We start from the raw sequence: 21,144 nt of genomic DNA on the forward strand, positions 1-21,144 counted from the left end.
GATCGAGCCGAACAGCTCGGGGTCACGCTCGGCAAGGGACTGGGTGAAAAAACCGGTGTCACGAAGATTGGCGTTCATTGGGGCTCCGACTGGCTGGGGTACGTTTGGCGGATTTCCTATAGGAAACCGGGTACGCTAAAAAGGCTGTAAAGCGACGAAATGGCCCGCTATGGCGTCAAGTCTGGCGTAATGCGGAAAGGTGTGTTTGTTTCGGAACCAAATGTGCAGCACCGGAAACCACAAATCATGACCAAGAGAATCGCCTTTCTTGCCAGCGACGTCCAAGTGGCGCAAACCGCCCGGGATACGCTGGTGGCGCGTTATGGAAATGTGGCGCCACGGGACGCGGATGTCGTGGTCGCACTTGGCGGAGATGGGTTCATGTTGCGCACATTGCACAATACCCAGCACCTGAACACACCGGTCTATGGCATGAATCGCGGGACGATCGGTTTCTTGATGAATGAGTATGCCGAGACCGACCTGATGGCCCGGCTGGCGGCGGCAGAGGAAGAGGTGATCAATCCTCTGATCATGAAGGCGATGGATCAGTCGGGAAAACTCCATGAAGCACTGGCGATCAACGAAGTCTCACTGCTGCGCGCGGGTCCGCAGGCAGCGCGATTGAGAATCTCGGTCGATGGCCGCGAGCGGCTGGACGAGCTTGTCTGCGACGGAGCGCTTTTGTCCACGCCGGCGGGATCTACCGCCTACAACTATTCCGCGCATGGCCCGATTCTGCCGATCGGTTCTGACGTGCTGGCCCTGACGGCGATTGCGGCCTTTCGGCCTCGCCGTTGGCGCGGGGCATTGCTGCCCAAGACAGCTCAAGTCCGTTTCGACGTAATCGAAGCGGATAAACGTCCGGTCATGGCGGATGCCGATTCGATCTCAATTCCCGATATTGACTGGGTTGAGATCAGATCAGAGCCCGCCGTGCAGCATCGCATTCTGTTTGACCCGGGTCACGGGCTGGAAGAACGCTTAATATCTGAGCAATTCACATAAATTCCGTCCCATAACAGACTTTTCGCGTTTTGTGTGAACCAGTTCACATGCAGCGCAAGTGTCGTTTGATACCGTGATCTTGCCCGGAGAACACGCCAGGGTGGAAGTGAGTGGCCACCCAACGGTGTTTTCGAATGATTGCGCAGTTTACGCGCTGGCGAGGGTGGGTGGTGCTACGCTCGTCATCAGAAATCCGGGCATATTTTAGTATGCGGACCCCGGGCACAAAAACCCGGGGTCGATTTTTTGTGGACTGCTGAAAATGGCGGTTCAGACCTCTGCCTGCATCTTTTCCCAAAGGATCGGAGCCATCTGCCCGACTCGCGCTTCGATTGCAGCGGCGGCATCAACGGCTAGGTCTTCACGCCAGCGCCGTGCTGCGACCTGTACGTTGATCGGCTTGGGGCCTTGCGGCAATTCCGCCAATCGCGCGGGAACGCACGCCGCGGGCAACCCAAGAAAGTTCATCGCGTAGGAATAGACCGCGCAGCCAAGGACTTCGTGCACACCCTCAGCTCCTTCAGTGTCCCGGTCGGGTTTGAAAAACGGCTGGGGCAGGAACGGCGACAGCACCAAAGGATAGTCCTGCAAAAACAGCGACCACTCGCGGGCATAGTGGCTGCGTTTTGCCATCATCTGCAGCAGATCGGTTTCGACGATTGGTGGAAACTCCTGAAAGTAGACGTCGAAAATTTCGCGTATCGTCTCGGACCCGGCAACTTCGATGTCGCTTTTCATAAGGGTCAGTACTTCACCCATCAATGCGCGGTATCCGTTGCGACCACATTCGAAGACGTCTGGCGGGTCGATCTCCTCGACCAGGTAACCGGCATCGACCAATGCGTCCCGTGCTGTGTCCAGGGCTTTTTCGACCTCCGGGTGCAGGGCGTATCCAAAGGTGTTCTTGGTGAAGGCCACCTTGATCGGGGTGTCCAAATCTTCACCGTGCCACGGAAGCGGAACATGAAAGGGATCACGCGGATCAGCGGCAATCAGACTGGGCATGGACAGGTGAAGGTCCGCGGCTGAGCGAGTGATCAATCCCTGAACCGACATGGATTGGGCCAGCAGTCCGCGTTCGGCTTTTTGGCCAGGGTTCCACGCCGGTACACGACCAAGGCCGGGTTTGACCGTCACCGCGCCGTTGGCTGCTGCCGGAAATCGGAGGCTGCCACCGATGTCATTGCCATGACCCAAAGCACCGATGCCCGCGATCACGGCTGCACCCGCACCACCGGACGAGCCACCGGGTGAGATATGCCGACCCCAGGGATTATGGGTACGCCCGTGCAGGGGATTGTCTGTATCGGCGCGAAAGGAAAATTCCGGCGTGTTCGTTCGCCCGATCACCACGGCACCCGCGTTCAACAAGTTGGTCACGACGGGTGCGTCGTCCGGAGCGATGGCCTCTTTCAAGGCGATCACTCCGTTGGTTGTGGGGTGGCCTTTCTGGTCGACATTTACCTTGATAGTAACCGGAACCCCATGCAGGGAACCTACTGGTTTTCCCTGCGAGCGGTCCCGATCTAATATCCGGGCACGTTCCAGCGCTTCTGTGCGCAGGTCTTCGACAACGGCATTCAAGTCGGGATTGACCTGATCCATCCGGTCCAGAGCGCTTTGAACGGCATCATCGGCGCTCAGGTCTCCGGTCCGGGTCAGTTCCGTCAACTCGGTGGCGCTCAGACGCCAGTAGTCGGTATGTGTCATGTGCCCTCACTGTCCTGGCACGACAGTAGGAGGACTGGGGCGGGTTGCAAGAGAAACAAAAGCATAGGGCGGCATGGCCGCCCCGCCGGGACTATTGTGCGTACCCGATGGTTTTCAGCGCCGATGAAATCTCGTCCAGGATGGCCGGATCGTCGATGGTGGCGGGCATCTTGTAGTCCTTGCCATCTGCAATCGACACCATGGTGCCACGCAGGATTTTGCCCGATCGGGTCTTGGGTAGCCGATCGACCACGACCGCGAGTTTGAAGGCAGCGACAGGGCCGATTTTCTCGCGCACCATTTTGACGACTTCCTGCACGACCTCACCGTTATCGCGCTCCGTCCCTGCGTTCAGGCAAAGGAACCCAACCGGCATTTGACCTTTCAACTGATCCGATACACCGATAACAGCGCATTCCGCGACATCGGGGTGGGCGGCCAGAACTTCTTCCATACCGCCAGTGGACAGGCGATGGCCCGCGACGTTGATCACGTCATCCGTGCGCGCCATGATGTAGAGGTAACCGTCTTCGTCGATCATGCCCGCATCACCCGTTTCGTAGTAGCCCGGGAAGTGTTCAAGATAGGATTTCTTGAACCGGTCCTCGGCATTCCAAAGGGTCGGCAAAGTTCCGGGGGGCAGGGGGAGTTTCACCGCGATGGCCCCCAACTCACCGGGTTTCATCGTATGCCCGCCTTCGTCCAGAATCTGCACGTCATAACCCGGCATCGGCTTCGCGGGCGATCCCAGCTTGACCGGCAGTTCCTCGATCCCCAGCGGGTTTCCTGCGATTGCCCAGCCGGTTTCGGTTTGCCACCAATGGTCGATGACCGGTACATTCAGCGCGTCCTGCGCCCAGGTAATCGTATCCGGGTCGGCCCGCTCCCCGGCCAGGAACAAGGCATTGAGGCAGGACAGGTCGTAGTTTGCCAGCAACTCGCCCTTGGGGTCTTCGCGTTTGACGGCACGGATGGCGGTCGGGGCGGTGAAGAAGCTTTTCACCTTGTGCTCGGAAATTACGCGCCAGAAGGTTCCGGCATCCGGAGTGCCAACGGGCTTACCCTCGAACACAATTGTGGTGTTGCCGTGGATCAGCGGGGCATAGCAGATATAAGAGTGTCCCACGACCCAGCCCACATCCGAGGCTGCCCAGAACACGTCACCCGGATCGACATTGTAGATGTTCTTCATCGTCCAGTTCAGCGCCACCAGATGTCCAGCGGTGGGGCGCACAACACCTTTCGGGGCGCCGGTTGTGCCCGAAGTATAGAGTATATAGGCAGGATCGTTGCCGTCTACCGGGACGCACTCCGCCGGCTCGACTCCGTACTGGAACCCGTGCCAGTTGAAATCGCGTCCTTCAATCAACTGCGCCACTTCCTGTTCGCGCTGAAAAATCACACAGAACTCGGGCTTGTGGTCGGCCATTTCAATCGCGCCGTCCAGCAGGGGTTTGTAATGTACCACGCGACCGGGCTCCATACCGCACGAGGCCGCGATGATCGCTTTGGGTTTTGCGTCGTCGATACGTACCGCAAGCTCGTTGCTCGCAAAGCCGCCAAATACGACCGAATGTACAGCGCCCAACCGGGCACAGGCCAACATGGCCTCAAGCGCTTCGGGAATCATCGGCATGTAGATGATGACGCGGTCGCCTTTTTCGACACCCTTGGCGCGCAAAGCGCCCGCCAGGTTGGCCACGCGATTGCGCAGCTCGACATATGAGATCTCACGCTTGGTGTGTGTGATCGGGCTGTCGTAGATAATGGCTGTCTGTTCGCCGCGCCCGTTTTCGACATGGCGGTCGACCGCGTTCCAGCAGGTGTTCACGCGGGCATCGCTGAACCACTCATAAAGTGGGGCATTCTCGGCAAAAAGCGCCTTGCTTGGTGGGCGAACCCAGTCAATTCCCTTGGCGGCGTCCATCCAGAACCCCTCAGGGTCGGTTTTCCAGCTGTCGTAAACGTTCTGATACGCCACGGTGTTCTCCTCCCAAACGCATTGAGCAATGTGTTAGGCAACCCGGGCACGTCGGACAAGCAAGTCGGTTAACGACGCGTCAGTTTATCGCAAAATATTTGCAGAAACGGCAAAATATCGCTGCAAAGTTTTGCAAAAATCTTTCTTTTCATGTTCGTCGGGCAAAATTACCCGGGTTTTTGCAAATTTGCTAACTTTGACCTGCAAATGCTGGCGCCCTGAGATTCGGATCAGGAGGACGATTTGGCATAGCGCGGAAGCGCGTCATCAATATTCAACCAACGCAACCGATCCGCGTGAAAGACATGAAACGCCGGTGGCAGGGAATCCGGGTCTTCTATTGTTGCGGTATAAAGGTGGATATTCACCTGGTCCCGCGCATTCCGATAGGCCATTTGAGTGCCGCACGTTCCACAGAAAAGGCGCTCGACGTCTTCGGATGAGCGGTATACGCGTGGCTCATCGCCGGACCACACAACGGTGTCATGCGGTAGACCAAAGAACGCCGTTACAGGTGCGGCACAATTGCGACGGCAGTCCGAACAATGACAATAGCAACTCCAGGCAATATCAGCCTGGCTTTCCCATCGAACCGATTGACAGTGGCAGTGTCCCTTCATGCCAACATTTTTCAAATACTGACACGGGATGTGTCAACCGTAATGGGCGACCGGTGTGCCCGCAATTGCTGCCATGTTCAGCAGACCACGTGCGGTGATCGATGGTGTCACGATATGCGCCTTGTTGCCCATTCCCATCAGGATCGGACCGACCTCTAGGCCGTCAGCCTTCATTTTCAGGATATTGCGAACACCGCTGGCCGCGTCCGCATGCGCGAAGATCAAAACGTTTGCAGCGCCTTCCAATCGCGAGTTCGGAAAAATGCGATCACGTAGCCCAGGGTCCAGAGCGAGGTCCAGATTCATTTCGCCCTCATAGACGAAATCTCTTGGTTGGCTGTCCAGTATATTCAGCGCCGCGCGCAGACGCTTGCCGGACCCCTCGGCCTGATTGCCGAACTGCGATTGTGAACAGAATGCAATCTTGGGCTCAATCCCGAAGCGCCGTACATGGCGGGCGGCTCCGATCGTGCTTTCGGCAAGTTCCTCGGGTGTAGGTAACTGGCGTACATGCGTATCGGCTATGAAAAGCGGACCGTCTTCGAGGATCATCAGTGACAGCGCGCCGTGCGGGCGCAAATCACCGTCATCAAGCACCTGCTCGACATAATTCAGATGCCATCGATATTCGCCAAACGTACCGCAGATCATGCTGTCGGCCTCGCCCCGATGCACCATGATCGCACCGATGGCTGTGGTATTCGTACGCATGATCGCTTTGGCCAGATCAGGTGTTACCCCCCGGCGCTGCATGATCTCGTGATAGGAGTTCCAGTAATCATAATAGCGCGGGTCATTTTCGGGGTTCACGATCTGAAAGTCCTGACCGGGGCGTACTGTCAGCCCCAGCCGTTCGCAGCGCGCTCCAATCACGTCCGGACGCCCGATGAGGATTGGCGTTTCCGTGGTTTCCTCGAGAACGGCCTGAGCGGCCCGCAACACGCGTTCATCTTCGCCCTCGGCAAAGACAATGCGCCGCGAAGCTGCCGCAGCGGCCTCGAAGACCGGCCGCATCAGCAGGGCCGATTTGAACACGGTCTGGTTCAGTTTTTCTTTGTAGGCTTCGATATCCTCGATCGGGCGCTTGGCGACACCACTGTCCATCGCAGCTTTGGCCACCGAAGAAGACACGACGCCCACCAGACGCGGATCAAAAGGCTTGGGGATCAGGTAGTCGGGGCCAAAGGTAAGCTGTTCACCCTTATACGCCGCAGCGGCCTCGGCGCTGGTTGTGGCGCGGGCCATCTCGGCTATGCCGTCAACGCAGGCGATCTGCATCTCGTCGTTGATCTCGGTTGCACCTACGTCCAGCGCGCCCCGGAAAATGAAGGGAAAACACAGAACGTTGTTGACCTGATTGGGGAAATCGCTGCGGCCCGTCGCAATAATCGCATCCGGTGCGACCTCGCGTGCGGCTTGCGGCAGGATTTCGGGGGTGGGGTTGGCGAGTGCGAAAATGATCGGCGTTTTCGCCATCCTCTCGACCATTTCGGGTTTCAGAACATTTTGGCCACTGAGCCCAAGAAACAAGTCCGCGCCGTCAATCACATCATCCAAAGTGCGCAGGTCACACTTCTGCGCGAACCGGTCTTTATGCGGGTTCATATCTTCGGCGCGACCCTCGTAGACCAATCCGTGAATATCGCACAGCCAGATGTTTTCGCGTTTGACGCCCAGTTTAACCAACATGTTCAGGCAAGCGATTCCAGCCGCGCCGCCACCGGTCGAGACGATTTTGATGTCCTCAAATTTTTTGCCGGCGACGTGCAGGGCGTTCTTGGCAGCGGCGCCAACAACAATGGCGGTGCCGTGCTGATCGTCGTGAAAGACGGGAATGTTCATCCGCTCGCGGCACATCTTCTCGACGGTGAAGCAGTCCGGCGCTTTGATGTCTTCCAGGTTGATTGCGCCAAAAGTCGGCTCCAGCGCGCAAACGATCTCAGCAAGCTTTTCCGGGTCCGGTTGGTTGACCTCGATGTCGAAGCAGTCGATGCCGGCGAATTTCTTGAACAGGACAGCCTTGCCTTCCATCACTGGTTTGGAGGCAAGTGCACCGATATTGCCAAGCCCCAGAACTGCAGTTCCGTTGGAAACCACGGCCACCAGATTTCCGCGTGACGTGTATTTCTCGGCGTTGTCCGGGTCATTCTTGATCTCAAGGCTGGCCTCCGCAACACCCGGTGAATAGGCCCGTGCCAGATCGCGGCCGTTGGCCATCGGTTTGGTGGCCTTGATTTCAAGCTTTCCGGGTTTTGGATGGGCGTGATAGTCAAGCGCGGCCTGCCGCAGGCTGGGTGTATCGGACATCGTTGAGCTTTCCATTTTGGAATTTAGTTTAGTGTTAAACTAGTTTTGACGCCGGGGAAACCTAGAATCGGAATCAGTCGACGACCGGCGGCGTCTTGCAAATTCCCGTACCGACCTCCACTGTCCGGCGCAGAGGAGAACAGCATGACCGACACCATAGCCGAGTTTCGTATCCCAACAAACGAATTGCGAGACGACATTCCCTTTTATACCAAGGTACTGGGTATGCGGATGGATATGATCTACCCGGCGGACGACCCGCGGGTAGCTGTGTTTTCCGGCCACGGGCTGCGGCTTCGTATCGAAAAAGACGCGACCGAGGGTCCCGGTGCGTTGCGCATTCTCACCGATGACCCGGATGGCTTTGCGGATGGAGAGCGCAGTCTGGTGGCCCCGAATGGAACGCGCATCGAAATCGAAGAGCGTCATCCACCGCTGGTAATGCCTGAAACGGTTCACTCCTTCGTTGTGCGCAGGCTCAAGGATCAGGCGCCTTGGATCATTGGGCGTGCCGGGATGCATTATCGTGACCTGGTGCCGGATCGTCTGGGCGGGTCGATCATTGCCAGCCACATTCGAATTCCGGATGGCGGACCGGTGCCCGACATGGTGCACTTTCACAAGGTCGGGTTTCAGTTGATCTTCTGCATCCATGGCTGGGTCGATGTGGTTTATGAGGATCAGGGCAAAAAGATGCGGCTGACGGCTGGCGACTGTTTCATTCAGCCACCTGAAATCAGGCATCGCGTTCTGGAAGCGTCCGACAACGTGCAGGTGATCGAGATCGGTGTTCCTGCTGAACATGTCACCGAAATTGATCACGATATGGAATTGCCGACCCCGCATCTGCGCCCCGATCGTGAATGGCAGGGGCAGCGGTTCGTGTACAATCAAGGCAAGGATGCTAAGTGGATGCCTTTCCGTCTGCCGGGCTACATCTGCCGGGACACGACGATCGCCGAGAATACAAAGGGCGTCGCCGGTGTTCAGGTCGTGCGTCGGGGGCAGGGTGACCCGGTCTGGGCTACCCACGACACTGATATCCACTTTACCTTTGTGATGAATGGTGAAGTGACGCTTGAGGGCGAAGGTCGCGAACCATACCGGTTGGAGCATGGCGATGCCTTTGTTGTCCCGCCCGGAATGCGAACGCGGCTGTCTGATCCGTCGGATGATGTTGAACTGCTCGAGGTCACTCTGCCCGGCACATTCAACACGACCTTAGGCTAGGCTGAAAATCGCTGTGGAAAATAATCAGGTGGGGCTTCAATTCCCCGCCTGCTTTCATTTAGGGTATGGCATTCTGACCAGATGATCAAAAATTGGGGAATCGCCATGCCGCTTAAAGATGCTGCCCTGTCCGTTCGCGAAAATGCTTATGCGCCCTATTCGAACTTCAAGGTCGGCGCGGCGATCCGGTCTGCTTCGGGCGAGGTTTACTCCGGCTGCAATGTCGAAAATGTGGCCTACCCCGAAGGGACTTGCGCCGAGGCCGGAGCCATCGCGGCTATGGTTGCTGCCGGCGAGCAGGAACTGGTCGAGGTCTATGTAGTAGCCTCCAGCCCGCAGCCCGTGCCGCCTTGCGGGGGCTGCCGGCAAAAGCTGGCCGAGTTCGGCAAGGCGGATGTTCCGGTAACGCTCGCAACAGCGGATGGTGCTGAACAGAAAACGACAATTGGTCAGTTGCTGCCCGGTGCATTCGGCGCCTCGCATATGGAGGGCGCTTGAGCCAATGGATGCGCGCTCGATCATTTCCAAACTGCGCCGACACGACGTTCCCACCCGTGATGAGTTGATCTGGTTCGCGCAAGGTCTGGCGGATGGTGGGGTCAGCGATGCGCAGGCCGGGGCCTTTGCCATGGCGGTCTGCATGGGGGGGCTGGGTGCTCAGGGCCGGGCCGACCTGACCGTCGCCATGCGTGACAGTGGCGAGGTGCTGAACTGGAATTTCGATGGCCCGGTGATCGACAAGCATTCAACCGGTGGGGTCGGCGATTGCGTCAGCCTGGTACTTGCCCCGGCGCTGGCCGAATGCGGCGCCTACGTTCCGATGATCTCGGGGCGCGGGCTGGGGCATACGGGCGGAACGCTGGACAAGCTCGAGGCGATACCGGGCGTCACGACGCAGATCGGGCAGGGCCGCCTGACGCAGATTCTGAACGAAACCGGGGCTGCCATTGTTGGTGCAACGGGTCAGATCGCCCCTGCCGACAAACGTCTCTACGCGGTGCGCGATGTGACGGCAACGGTGGAAAGCCTCGATCTGATCACCGCGTCGATCCTGTCCAAGAAGCTTGCGGCCAGCCCGGATGCCCTGGTTCTGGACGTCAAGGCTGGCAGCGGTGCGTTCATGAAAACGCATGAGGAAGCTCGAAAGCTGGCGCAGGCCTTGACCGAAACGGCCAATGCCGCCGGGTGCCGGACTTCGGCGGTGATCACCGACATGGACCAGCCTTTGGCCCCGGCATTGGGCAATGCGCTGGAGGTGGCCGAGGTGATGAAGGTGCTGACAAGCGGAGGTGTGTCGCCGCTGGCCGAAATATCTGCCGAACTCGGTGGAACTCTGCTGGTTGATGCTGGAATGTGCGATACCTTCGAAGACGGATACGCGCGGATCGCCGGGATCATCCGCGATGGGCGCGCCGCCGAGCGCTTTGGCCGCATGATGGCAGCTGTTGGCGGACCGGTTCAATTTGTTGACAACTGGGCGCGGTTTCTTCCCGAGGCGAATGTCATTCAGGAAATCCCCGCCCCCTGTGACGGATTTGTGACTGCCATTGATGGAGAGGCGTTAGGTTTGGCCGTTGTTGCGCTGGGCGGTGGGCGTCAGGTCGAAAGCGATGAAATCGACCCGGCGGTCGGGTTGTCAAACATCCTGAAACTGGGCACGCGGGTCTCCAGGGGCGAGCCTTTGGCGGTAGTCCACGCCGCGCGCGAAGAGACCGCGCGTCGGGCGGAAACGGCTGTCGTGCAGGCCGTCACCATCAGCGAAACACCAGTGAACGCACCCAACCTGGTGCATGAAAGGATCACTGCATGAGCCGCGCGTTTCTTGTGGTGATGGACTCTGTCGGCATTGGCGGCGCTCCGGACGCAGCACGGTTCTTCAATGGCGATATTCCGGACACTGGGGCCAACACACTGGCACATATCGCGCAGGCCTGCGCCGACGGGCGCGCCGAAGAAGGGCGATCGGGGCTTCTTCGTTTGCCAAATCTCGATGCACTCGGAATCGGTGCGGCCGCGCGTTTGGCGTCAGGCGACGCGACGCCGGGGCTGGAAGCAGCGCCGAGTGGTCTGTGGGGCTGTGCGCGGGAACATTCTCCGGGTAAGGATACGCCCTCGGGGCATTGGGAATTGGCGGGTCTGCCAGTGCCGTGGGACTGGCATTATTTTCCCGACGCGGTCCCGGCCTTTCCCGCCGATCTGAGCTGGGCCGCCGCCGAAGCCGCCGGAACCGACGGCATTCTGGGCGATTGCCACGCGTCCGGCACGGCGATCATTGCGGAACTGGGCGCTGAGCATATGCGCAGCGGCCGGCCCATCTGCTATACCTCGGCCGACAGCGTGTTCCAGATTGCGGCGCACGAGCAGAGCTTCGGTCTCGACCGACTGCTCGGCATGTGCAAGGCGCTTGCGCCGCGACTGCATGAGATGAGGGTGGGCCGGGTTATCGCGCGGCCCTTTGTCGGCTCGCCGGAGGAGGGTTTCACCCGCACCACCAATCGCAAGGATTTTGCGATGCTGCCACCCGCACCGGTGCTGACCAACTGGGCACAGGATGCCGGGCGTCGGGTGCATGCGGTGGGCAAGATTGGTGACATCTTTTCGATGCAGGGGATCGACACGCTTCGCAAGGGTTCGGATGCTGAGCTGATGGGGCACTTGTCCGATCTGGTCGATGAGGCCGAAGACGGAAGCCTGACCTTCGCCAATTTCGTCGAGTTCGACAGCCTTTTTGGTCACCGCCGCGACATCAGCGGCTATGCGCGTGCGCTGGAATGGTTCGACCGCGAGATTGGATTGATCCTGCAAAAGCTACGGCCTGGTGACCTGATGCTGTTGACCGCCGATCACGGCAATGATCCAAGCTGGACCGGCACCGACCATACGCGCGAACAGGTTCCGGTAGTAATCGCAGGGCTTGGCGCGGGCCAAATCGGTCAGATTGATTTCGCCGACGTCGCTGCAAGCATTGCACAACATCTGAACATTCCGGCACAGGGGCCGGGAAGGACATTCCTATGACCGTCGCAGACCTTCCAAAAATAGAACTACACCTGCATCACGAGGGCGCAGCACCACCGGCCTTTATCCGCCAGCTGGCACACGAAAAGCGCATCGATCTGAGTGGTATTTTCAATCCCGACGGGTCGTATGACTTCCGGGATTTTGCGCATTTCCTCAGCGTTTACGAGGCTGCCTGCGAAGTCCTGAAGACGCCTGAAGACTTCCGCCGCCTGACGCTTGCGATACTCGAGGAGAGTGCGGCGAATGGGGTGGTATACTCCGAAACATTTCTCAGCCCGGATTTCTGCGGAGGCGGTGATTTGCATGCCTGGCAGGATTATCTGAACGCGATTCAGGACGCTGCCGATGAAGCTGAACGAAAATTCGATATTACCCTGCGCGGCGTCGTCACCTGCGTGCGTCACTTCGGACCCGAACAAGCCAAACGCAGCGCATATTGTGCAGCTGAAACCGCAGGCGATTGGATCACCGGCTTTGGCATGGGCGGCAACGAATCCGTTGGCGCGCAGGGCGATTACAAATGGGCGTTCGACTGCGCGCGCGAGGCCGGGCTGCGCCTGACCACGCACGCAGGCGAATTCGGTGGTCCCGAAAGCGTCCGTGATGCAGTGCGCGATCTGGGCGTGGAGCGGGTCGGTCACGGGGTTCGCGCCATCGAAGACCCGGATCTGCTGCGCGAACTGATGGACCGCGAGGTCACGCTTGAAGTTTGTCCGGGTTCAAACGTGGTCCTGGGTGTGTTCCCCGAGTTTGCGGCGCACCCAATCGCCCGGCTTCGGGACGCAGGTGTCAAGGTAACAGTGTCCACCGATGACCCTCCGTTTTTCCATACCACGATGCGGCGCGAATATGAGATGTTGAATCAGGCCTTTGGCTGGGAGGCCGAGGATTTCGCAGCGCTGAACGAAACCGCGCTGAACGCGGCCTTTTGCGATGAAGACACCCGCGCGCGGGTCAAAAAGAGACTGGAGAAAACATGAGCGAACACCTGACTGTCGTCGATCACCCGCTGGTGCAGCACAAACTGACGCTCATGCGGGACAAGGGCACTTCGACCGCCGTATTCCGGCAATTGCTGCGCGAGATCACGTTGTTGCTGGCTTATGAGGTCACGCGCGAGCTGAAACTGACCACGCGCCATATTGAAACGCCCATGGAGGAAATGGACGCCCCTATACTGGCCGGCAAAAAGCTGGCGCTGGTCTCGATCTTGCGGGCGGGAAACGGGATGCTGGATGGCGTTCTGGAACTGATCCCTTCGGCGCGCGTGGGTTTTGTCGGCCTTTACCGTGACGAGGAAACGCTGAAACCGGTGCAGTATTACTTCAAGGCGCCCGAAGGGCTGAAAGATCGCCTGGTTATTGCGGTGGACCCGATGTTGGCGACCGGCAACAGCTCGGCCGCGGCAATCGATCTGTTGAAAGAGGCTGGCGCGACCGATATTCGCTTTCTCTGCCTGCTGGCCGCACCCGAAGGGGTCGCGCGGATGAAAGACGCGCATCCCGACGTCAAGATCGTCACCGCTTCGTTGGATCGCGAACTGAACTCCAAGGGTTATATCATGCCGGGGTTGGGCGATGCCGGTGACCGGATGTTTGGCACCAAGTAACCCGGTCTACTCGCCGCAGATGTTCTGCAGCCGGACCCAGTCACGGTCCGGCAGAACCTGTTCCAGTGTCCGGCCCGCCATCGGGTCTGCCTCGATCAGTCCAAGAACTGTCTCGCCCGTGATATCGCGCGCATAAGCATATGGGGTTGAGGGCAGCGCAGCCTGCGCGAAGACAGCCAGCAGGTCTTCGTCTTTGATATCCGGGTGGGGTTCGGTGAGAACCTGTTCGGTGTACGTATCAACGTTGTCCGCAGTAAGCTCACCAGTTGTCAGCAGACGAAACGCTGTTGTCGGTCCGGTCCGGTCCAGCAGATCGTCCAAAGGATCCTGAAGTTCTGCACGGGCGCGAGCCGCAATGATGTAACCTGCGGCGACGGCCGGATCCTCGTGATCCTCGACCAGAGCGCGATTCAACAGAACTGTACCTCCCGGAAGGCTGAGACTGTCCGGCACACCTGCCGGCAGAATAACAACCTGGCGAACGCCTGTGCGTTTAGCCAGTTGGTCGAGCGATGTCAGTGCGTCCGGCGATGTGCAGGCTTGCCCCGAGACCCGCTCGATCCGTTGCAGGATGGTCGCGCCGATCTCCTGCCGTTTGATATCTGGGACCACTGAAACCACGTGGCTCTGTAACGCGACCGGCAGCCACAGCAGCAGCACTGCCAAAACTGCCAGGACGACCCCTGCCACCGATAACCACCGAAGACGCCCCGGATGCGGACGCGCGCGGTCGATGGCGCGTTGCAGACGGTCGATGGCCTCCAGCATTGTTGTCTCGGTCTCCGCCAGTTCCAGCGTTTCACCGGGATCACCATCAGGATTGAACACAGCCGGAAATGATCCGGGGTTCTGTCGCTCCAATGCTGCCAGGGACCAATGCGTCAAAGCCCGGTCATTGAAATCCGAGATTGTCAGCGTGGCCTCGCCGATGGACACCACAACCTCGCGCCGCTGTTCCTCGGGCGAGGGGCGCCACAGACCGGTGGCTTCGATCCGCTGGTACTGTTTCAGGGCCGTCATCTGGATGAGGTCTGCTCAATTTTTCTTTTGCCGCAGCATAGCATGGCGAAATCACATGGCGCAAACCTGTTGCGCCACAAATCGAATTTGTGCTGGATAGCCCGGATGGCCGGAAGGACCCGGGATCAAATCGAGATCGAGGTGCAGATTGCAGTCAGCCAAACAAACGTCCCCGGTTCTGGCGTCGATGCTCATGGTCGGGGCCATGGCAATCATCGGTGTGATTGACAACGTCGTGATCCTGCTCGCCGAGACAGTCGGGCTGTGGCAGTTCCACCTGAGCAGGGCGTTGCTGATGTTGCCGCTGATCGTGGGTTTGTCGTTGCTGGGGCTTGGCGGATTACGGCCAAGACGCATGGGGCCGGTCATATTGCGAAGCGTTCTGATAACGATGGCTATGCTGTTCTATTTCGCCTCGCTGGCCCTGATGCCGATTGCGCAGGCTTTGGCCGGGCTGTTCACCTCGCCGATTTTTGTCTTGTTGATTTCCGCGCTGGGAATGAAGCAAACCATTGGCCCGTGGCGCATTGCCGCCGTGATGATTGGCTTCACGGGGATCTTGTTTGTTCTGCAACCAAACCCGACTGATTTCGACCTGCAAACCTTGCTTCCGGTTGCCGGTGGCTTCTTCTATGCACTCAGCGCGATCATTACCCGCAGCCATTGTTCAGAGGAAAGCACCGCAGCGCTGCTGGCCTGCATGGTCATCACACTGGGGCTGGCGGGGGGCATCGGGCTTGCTGTTTTCACCTATTTTCCAGCTCCGCCTGTCGAAGGGCCCGACGGATTCGTCACACGCGGTTGGGTCTGGCCGATACAACCGGTACTGCCTTGGATTTTGGTTCAGGCTTGCGGTTCGACAATAGCAGTTTTCATGCTGATCAAGGCGTACCAAATCGGTGAACCATCTTATGTGGCCGTATTCGAATATTCGGTAATGATTTTCGGCCCACTTTTCGCCTGGGTTGCTTTGGGTCAGACCATTGGCGTTATGCAGGTCGCGGGTATCGGACTGATCGCGGCGGCCGGCGCACTGTTAGGGTGGCGGGCGGGGCGTTCGCCCGCCGAACAGGAGGCCGTGTGATCATCTCGACTGGACGCAGCTATGTCTTTGTTCACATCCCAAAAACCGGGGGAACATCGCTGGCGGCGGCTTTGGAACAGCGGGCAAAGAAAGATGACATACTGCTGGGCGACACGCCCAAAGCGCTGCGACGCAGGAAGCGCGCCAAGAAGCTGAATGCCCGGGGCCGGTTGTGGAAACACTCCACGCTGGCCGATATCGACGGGCTGATTTCGCTGAATCAGATGCAGGGCATGTTCACGTTCACGCTGGTTCGAAACCCTTGGGACCGCATCGTAAGCTATTATCATTGGCTTCGGGCGCAGCATTTTGATCATTCCGCCGTTACTCTGGCCAAGTCTTTGGATTTCGAGTCGTTTGTCCTGCACCCCGTGGTCGGACAGTCTTTTAGGCGAAGCGCCGCCCGCACTTATATGACGCGCGCGGACGGGGTCGAGCAGTGTAAGACTTATGTTCGTCTGGAGAATTTCGAACACGACGCTGCCCCACTGTTCAAGCACTTGGGATTCAAACTGGATTTACCGCATCTGAACCTGTCGGAACGTCGCCGGGATTTTCGATGGTACTATTCCCGACAGTCCAGGAAAGCGGTTGAGGAATGCTGTGCTGAGGACATTCAAAGATTCTCCTACAGCTTTGACCCTGTGTCGGAATCATAGTTTCCAAATCTGCGCTAAAAGCATTTTGTGGGGTTCTGTTGTTTGCTTACTTGGGCTCAAAAGCCCAAAAACGGCCCCAATTTGAGCCAAATGTGTCAAAACTAAGTCACTCGCAGGGTTTCCATGCTAGCCCTTTTGGATCGTTTTGTTTGTGCCAAAAGGGGGTGAGGCACGTGTTGGAAGTAGTGAGTATCTCGAGCGTTTCTGATCGCTCGATGAGTGTTGAATTAGATGTGCAGCAAGAAGCAGTCACGGCCCGGCGCGGCGGTTTGGTGCATGGTACCAAAATTGCGACCACCGGCGGCTGGAAGAAAGTGGAACATCTGAAACCGGGCGACCTTGTCCGCACTTTGGATCATGGGTTCAAAGAGCTTCGCCGAACGTCAACTGACCTGATCATGATACCTGACGGCGAAACCCGTTCCGAGAACCTTCCGGTTCGCGTGCCGTCCCGTGCGGCCTATAACGGTCGCGTGGTCTGGTTAATGCCAGAGCAGGGGATGGCCGTGGATCACAACAAGATCGATCCGTCACAGGCTGGTGTGTCGATTGTTGCCGCAAGGTTGCTGAACGGCGCATGTCGGTTTAGGTCCAGGGCCCCGGCCTCGAATTTCGAAGTCAGCACGCTGTTCTTTGATCAGGATGAGGTGATCTATATAGAAGGCGGCCTGCAGGCCTATTGCCCGGCGGCCCGCTTTGGAATGCGGACGGGGAATAGTCAGACCACCTATTCCGTGGTCGATGGTGAAATTGCCATTTCTCTGATCGATGAAATTGCAGACACGGGCAATATGTATGCCCTTGCCAATCCCTTGGGCGCGCTGCCGGCACCAGTTTCAGATGAACCGATCTTGCCAACGCGGCCAGAGAGAGGGTGCCGGCGTCCCGGACGACCAGGACGACCGCCTCCGCCGGTTCTTTTTCTGCGGCCCGAGTGGATGATGCTGACCCACCAATGATTAAGTGCCGGCGCATTGGAAAACGCGCCGGCGACTTTTGTTCAGGCTGCCTTCGCAGCGGCGTCAAAGCGGCCGTAAAAACTCTGACCTTTTTCCGCCATCTCGCGCAGCAAGGACGGGCAGGCAAAACGTTCGCCGAATTTCTCGGCCAGCTGATCGCACCGCTCCGCGGCGTAAGGCGTTCCGAGGATGTCCAGCCAACTGAAAGGGCCTCCGGACCATGGCGCAAAACCCCAGCCCAGAATGGCGCCTACGTCACCTTCGCGGATGTCTTCCAGAACACCTTCCTCCAACGCTCGTACGGCTTCCAACACTTGTGCGAACATAAGACGTTCCTGCACTTCGGTCAGATCAGGCTGATCGTCGGCCAGCGGGTATTTATCCTGCAGGCCCTTCCAGTATTCGACGCGCTTGCCTTTCTCGTCATAGTCGAAAAAGCCCGCCTTCACCTTGCGGCCCAAACGGCCCTGTTCCTCCATCCAGAAGATGAGAGCATCTGCGGGGCTTTCCGGATAGGCATCGCCCATGGCCGCCTTGGTGGCGCGTGCAATCTTGGCCCCCAGATCAATCGAGGTTTCGTCGGTTAGCTGGATTGGCCCAACCGGAAAGCCCAACTGCCGCGCGGCGTTGTCGATCAGCACTGGCGAAACGCCCTCGGTGATCATCCGTGCGCCTTCGTTGATGTATGGGATGATGCAGCGGTTCGCGTAGAAGAAACGCGCATCGTTGACCACAATCGGCGTCTTGCGGATTTGGCGCACATAGTCCAACGCCTTGGCCACCGCACGATCACCGGTTTCCTTGCCCTTGATGATTTCCACCAGGAACATCTTCTCGACCGGCGAGAAGAAGTGGATGCCGATGAACTGTTCCGGACGCACGCTCGCCCTGGCCAGATCGGTGATCGGCAGGGTCGAGGTGTTCGAGGCAAAGATGCAGTCTTCGGGGATGATCGCCTCGACCTTTTTGGTCATCTCGGCCTTGACGCCCACGTCTTCGAAGACGGCTTCGATGATCAGATCACAACCCTTCAGATTGCCCAGATCCGGTGTCGCGGTAATGCGGCCCAGCATGGCCTCTTTCTTCTCAGCGGTAGTCTTGCCGCGTTTGATGCCCTTGTCCAGATAGGCCTCAGTATAGGCCTTGCCCTTGTCGGCGGCCTCCTGATCGCGGTCGATCAGAACAACCTCCATCCCGGCCTGAGCCGAGACCAGCGCGATGCCGGCGCCCATCATTCCCGCACCCAAAACGCCGATCTTCTTGACCGACTGGTCCGGAACGCCCTTGGGGCGCACTGCACCTTTTTCCAGAGCTTCCTTGTTCAGGAACAAACTGCGTATCATTGCCGACGAAGATGGATTCATCAAAATGGATGTGAACCAGCGGGCCTCGATTTTCAGGGCAGTGTCGAAATCGACCAGCGCGCCCTCGTATGCCGCGCTCAGCAATGCTTGAGCAGCAGGGAATGCACCTTGGGTCTTGCCGTTGACCATGGCCGATGCGCCGACATAGTTCATGAATCCCGCCGGGTGATAGGGTGCGCCTCCCGGCATCTTGTACCCTTTGGCGTCCCATGGCTTGACGAGATCCGCATCACTGGCGTTCAGAACCCATTCTTTCGCCGCAGCAAGCGGGTCTTCGACTACCTCATCGATCATCCCCGCGGCTTTGGCTTTTTTCGGCTCCAACGTCTTGCCCTCCAACAGCAAGGGCGCCGCGCTCACCGCGCCCAGCTTGCGGACCAGACGCGTCGTTCCGCCCATGCCGGGGAAGATACCAATCATGATTTCGGGCAGACCGATCTTGGCCTTCGGATTGTCGGCACAGAAGATGCGATGGCACGCCAGCGGAACCTCCAACCCGATGCCCAAAGCGGTGCCGGGCAGGGCGGCAACAATTGGCTTGCCGCCCTTCTTGGTCTTGGGGTCCATGCCGGCCAATTCAATTTTCCGCAGAATCCGATGCCCGTTCATGGTGAAATCAAACATGGCCTGCGCCGGTTCGTCGCCCGAGTTTTCACGGATCGAGCCCAGAACATTCAGGTCCATTCCAGCGGCAAAACTGTCCTTGGCAGAGGTGATGACCGCGCCCTTGATATTATCGTCTGCCAGAACCTGATCGATCATTTCTTCAATCAGGGCCAAAGCCTCGACGCGCAGGATGTTCATGCTTTTCTCAGGAACGTCCCAGGTGATGATGGCAACGCCTTCGGCGTCCACGTTCATGGTAAAGTCAGTCATGTCTCATCTCCGATCTGGTCAGCCGTCAGCGGGCTGCCATCCTTGCGGGTGAAGGCGAACCCGTTCTCATCATCCTTCACCATCATGTCTATGTCGCTGTAATAGCCGGTCTCGGTCGGGGTCCGTGTGCCCACCACCAGAAAGGTCGCGGGCGCATCGGTTTTGTTCACAAGGTGGTGGCCATTGGGCTCACCTGCGGGCCAAGTGGCGCAATCGCCGGGCTGCATCTCATGCTCACCATCGTCATCGATCAGCACGCAAGTGCCGCTGAGCATGATGGCAAACTCGTCCTGCTCCATGTGGTAGTGGCGCAGTGAGGACATGCCCTGCGGCTCGAGCCGCACGATGTTGACCCCGTATTGGGACAGCCCGCCTGCATCACCCACACGCTGCACGAAACGACCCGCTGTCGCCTCGGCCAGTTTGCCGGGATAGGACGAGCCTCCCTTGAACGGGATCTGAGAGAGATCCAGCTTGGGCATCAGACTCGCTCGATAATGGTTGCCGCACCCATGCCGGATGCAATGCAAAGCGTGGCCAGACCGGTTTCCTTGTCCTGACGTTCAAGCTCATCCAGCAGCGTGCCGATGATCATCGCACCGGTCGCACCCAGCGGGTGGCCCATCGCGATCGAGCCGCCGTTGACGTTGACCAACGCCGGGTCGACGTCGAACGCTTGCTGGAAGCGCAGCACGACCGAAGCAAAGGCTTCGTTCACTTCGAACAGGTCCAGATCGCTGATCTTCATGCCGTTGTCGGCCAGGATCTTCTCGGTCACCGGCACCGGGCCGGTCAGCATGATGGTCGGGTCCGTGCCGATCTTGGCGGTCGCCTTGATACGCGCGCGCGGTTTCAGGCCGTGTTTCTCACCGAATTCCTTATTGCCAATCAGAACCGCAGCCGCACCGTCCACGATTCCCGAGCTGTTGCCCGCGTGGTGGATGTGATTGATCTTTTCGAGATGCGGGTACTTCAGCATCGCCACCTTGTCGAAGCCGGGCATCTGCTCGCCCATCATCTGGAAAGACGGATTCAGCGCTCCGAGGCTCTGCATGTCAGTACCGGGCCGCATGTATTCGTCGCGATCCAGAATGGTCAGGCCGTTCTGATCGGTGACGCTGATGACAGATTTGTCGAACCTGCCTTCTTCCCAGGCCTTTGCCGCCCGTTTTTGAGATTCTACGGCCAGTGCGTCAGCCTGATCGCGATCGAACCCATATTCGGTCGCGATAATGTCCGCCGAGATGCCCTGAGGCACGAAGTAGGTACTCATTGCCAGCGAGGGGTCCACCGCGATCGCCGCACCGTCGCTGCCCATCGGTACGCGCCCCATCATCTCGACACCGCCGGCGATGTAGGCCTCGCCCGCGCCGCCTTTCACCTGGTTTGCCGCCAGGTTCACGGCTTCCATGCCCGAGGCGCAAAAACGGTTGATCGCCAGACCGGGGATCGATTCATCTAGGTCCGATGCCAGAACAGCCGAGCGCGCCAGACAACCGCCTTGCTCCATCACCTGCGTGACGTTGCCCCAGATCACGTCCTCGACGGCGTGGCCTTCCAGATTGTTCCGTTCTTTCATCGCATTCAGTGTCACGGCGGACAGGCGCACCGAGGTCACCTCGTGCAGGCTGCCATCCTTGCGGCCCTTGCCGCGCGGGGTGCGCAGGGCGTCATAGATATAGGCTTCGGTCATGGG

19 protein-coding genes are annotated in these 21,144 nt (G+C 58.7%); 10 read left to right on the top strand and 9 right to left on the bottom strand.

Annotated features, from left to right (window positions below; all coding sequences use genetic code 11):
- The first annotated feature begins 246 nt into the window (after positions 1-246).
- Entirely contained in the window at positions 247-1,008 is a 762-nt protein-coding gene (locus AC2TEL_RS00005; RefSeq protein ID WP_480842672.1) for an NAD kinase, read from the top strand.
- Between the two features lie 270 nt (positions 1,009-1,278).
- Here AC2TEL_RS00005 and AC2TEL_RS00010 read toward each other — a convergent pair whose 3' ends face one another.
- From AC2TEL_RS00010 to AC2TEL_RS00025, 4 genes are all read right to left on the bottom strand, one after another.
- Positions 1,279-2,718, bottom strand: a complete 1,440-nt coding sequence (locus AC2TEL_RS00010) for an amidase family protein (RefSeq protein ID WP_480901317.1) — start codon at positions 2,716-2,718, stop codon at positions 1,279-1,281.
- A 91-nt stretch (positions 2,719-2,809) separates the two neighbouring features.
- Positions 2,810-4,699 carry a propionate-CoA ligase PrpE gene (gene prpE / locus AC2TEL_RS00015; protein WP_480861920.1) on the bottom strand — a complete coding sequence of 630 codons (1,890 nt, stop codon included), beginning with the start codon at positions 4,697-4,699 and terminating at the stop codon, positions 2,810-2,812.
- Between the two features lie 230 nt (positions 4,700-4,929).
- Positions 4,930-5,319: a GFA family protein gene (locus tag AC2TEL_RS00020; RefSeq protein WP_480901319.1), complete on the bottom strand. Its 390-nt coding sequence runs from the start codon at positions 5,317-5,319 to the stop codon at positions 4,930-4,932.
- A gap of 33 nt (positions 5,320-5,352) precedes the next feature.
- Positions 5,353-7,626, bottom strand: coding sequence for an NADP-dependent malic enzyme (locus AC2TEL_RS00025; RefSeq protein ID WP_480901321.1), 2,274 nt, complete (start codon positions 7,624-7,626; stop codon positions 5,353-5,355).
- Positions 7,627-7,770: 144 nt separating this feature from the next.
- Between AC2TEL_RS00025 and AC2TEL_RS00030 the strand changes: the two genes are divergently transcribed.
- The 6 genes from AC2TEL_RS00030 to upp all read left to right on the top strand — a co-directional run bounded on the left by AC2TEL_RS00030 (position 7,771) and on the right by upp (position 13,486).
- Positions 7,771-8,856 (top strand): cupin domain-containing protein, encoded by a 1,086-nt coding sequence (locus AC2TEL_RS00030; protein ID WP_480901323.1) that lies wholly within the window; start codon positions 7,771-7,773, stop codon positions 8,854-8,856.
- Positions 8,857-8,961: 105 nt separating this feature from the next.
- Positions 8,962-9,354 (top strand): cytidine deaminase, encoded by a 393-nt coding sequence (locus AC2TEL_RS00035; protein WP_480901840.1) that lies wholly within the window; start codon positions 8,962-8,964, stop codon positions 9,352-9,354.
- Positions 9,355-9,358: 4 nt separating this feature from the next.
- Entirely contained in the window at positions 9,359-10,666 is a 1,308-nt protein-coding gene (locus AC2TEL_RS00040) for a thymidine phosphorylase (RefSeq protein WP_480901325.1), read from the top strand.
- Positions 10,663-11,874 (top strand): phosphopentomutase, encoded by a 1,212-nt coding sequence (locus AC2TEL_RS00045; protein ID WP_480842657.1) that lies wholly within the window; start codon positions 10,663-10,665, stop codon positions 11,872-11,874. The genes AC2TEL_RS00040 and AC2TEL_RS00045 overlap by 4 nt, the downstream gene beginning before the upstream one ends.
- The gene (locus tag AC2TEL_RS00050) at positions 11,871-12,857 is read left to right on the top strand and encodes an adenosine deaminase (RefSeq protein ID WP_480842656.1); all 987 of its coding nucleotides are present in this window, start codon (positions 11,871-11,873) and stop codon (positions 12,855-12,857) included. Before AC2TEL_RS00045 ends, AC2TEL_RS00050 begins: the two co-directional genes overlap by 4 nt.
- A complete protein-coding gene (gene upp, locus AC2TEL_RS00055; protein ID WP_480842654.1) occupies positions 12,854-13,486 on the top strand; it encodes a uracil phosphoribosyltransferase in 633 nt (210 codons plus the stop codon). The genes AC2TEL_RS00050 and upp overlap by 4 nt, the downstream gene beginning before the upstream one ends.
- A 6-nt stretch (positions 13,487-13,492) precedes the next feature.
- Here upp and AC2TEL_RS00060 read toward each other — a convergent pair whose 3' ends face one another.
- Both AC2TEL_RS00060 and AC2TEL_RS00065 read right to left on the bottom strand, forming a co-directional pair.
- Positions 13,493-14,506 carry a hypothetical protein gene (locus tag AC2TEL_RS00060; RefSeq protein WP_480861918.1) on the bottom strand — a complete coding sequence of 338 codons (1,014 nt, stop codon included), beginning with the start codon at positions 14,504-14,506 and terminating at the stop codon, positions 13,493-13,495.
- A gap of 51 nt (positions 14,507-14,557) precedes the next feature.
- The gene (locus AC2TEL_RS00065) at positions 14,558-14,701 is read right to left on the bottom strand and encodes a hypothetical protein (RefSeq protein WP_480842650.1); all 144 of its coding nucleotides are present in this window, start codon (positions 14,699-14,701) and stop codon (positions 14,558-14,560) included.
- Here AC2TEL_RS00065 and AC2TEL_RS00070 point away from each other — a divergent pair.
- From AC2TEL_RS00070 to AC2TEL_RS00080, 3 genes are all read left to right on the top strand, one after another.
- Positions 14,694-15,590: a DMT family transporter gene (locus tag AC2TEL_RS00070; RefSeq protein ID WP_480861917.1), complete on the top strand. Its 897-nt coding sequence runs from the start codon at positions 14,694-14,696 to the stop codon at positions 15,588-15,590. The two genes, AC2TEL_RS00065 and AC2TEL_RS00070, sit on opposite strands and share 8 nt — an antisense overlap.
- Positions 15,587-16,249 carry a sulfotransferase family 2 domain-containing protein gene (locus AC2TEL_RS00075; protein ID WP_480842647.1) on the top strand — a complete coding sequence of 221 codons (663 nt, stop codon included), beginning with the start codon at positions 15,587-15,589 and terminating at the stop codon, positions 16,247-16,249. Before AC2TEL_RS00070 ends, AC2TEL_RS00075 begins: the two co-directional genes overlap by 4 nt.
- Positions 16,250-16,464: 215 nt before the next feature.
- Positions 16,465-17,208, top strand: coding sequence for a Hint domain-containing protein (locus tag AC2TEL_RS00080; RefSeq protein WP_480842645.1), 744 nt, complete (start codon positions 16,465-16,467; stop codon positions 17,206-17,208).
- 41 nt (positions 17,209-17,249) lie between these two features.
- Here AC2TEL_RS00080 and AC2TEL_RS00085 read toward each other — a convergent pair whose 3' ends face one another.
- Genes AC2TEL_RS00085 through AC2TEL_RS00095 form a run of 3 tightly spaced genes read right to left on the bottom strand, consistent with a single transcriptional unit; the run spans position 17,250 to position 21,141 of the window.
- On the bottom strand, positions 17,250-19,448 hold the full coding sequence (locus AC2TEL_RS00085) for a 3-hydroxyacyl-CoA dehydrogenase NAD-binding domain-containing protein (protein WP_480901327.1): 2,199 nt from the start codon (positions 19,446-19,448) through the stop codon (positions 17,250-17,252).
- On the bottom strand, positions 19,445-19,930 hold the full coding sequence (locus AC2TEL_RS00090) for a cupin domain-containing protein (protein ID WP_480901328.1): 486 nt from the start codon (positions 19,928-19,930) through the stop codon (positions 19,445-19,447). The genes AC2TEL_RS00085 and AC2TEL_RS00090 overlap by 4 nt, the downstream gene beginning before the upstream one ends.
- On the bottom strand, positions 19,930-21,141 hold the full coding sequence (locus tag AC2TEL_RS00095; RefSeq protein ID WP_480901330.1) for an acetyl-CoA C-acetyltransferase: 1,212 nt from the start codon (positions 21,139-21,141) through the stop codon (positions 19,930-19,932). The genes AC2TEL_RS00090 and AC2TEL_RS00095 overlap by 1 nt, the downstream gene beginning before the upstream one ends.
- Positions 21,142-21,144 lie beyond the last annotated feature (3 nt).

It is taken from the genome of Ruegeria sp. HKCCD9138 (genome assembly GCF_057220975.1).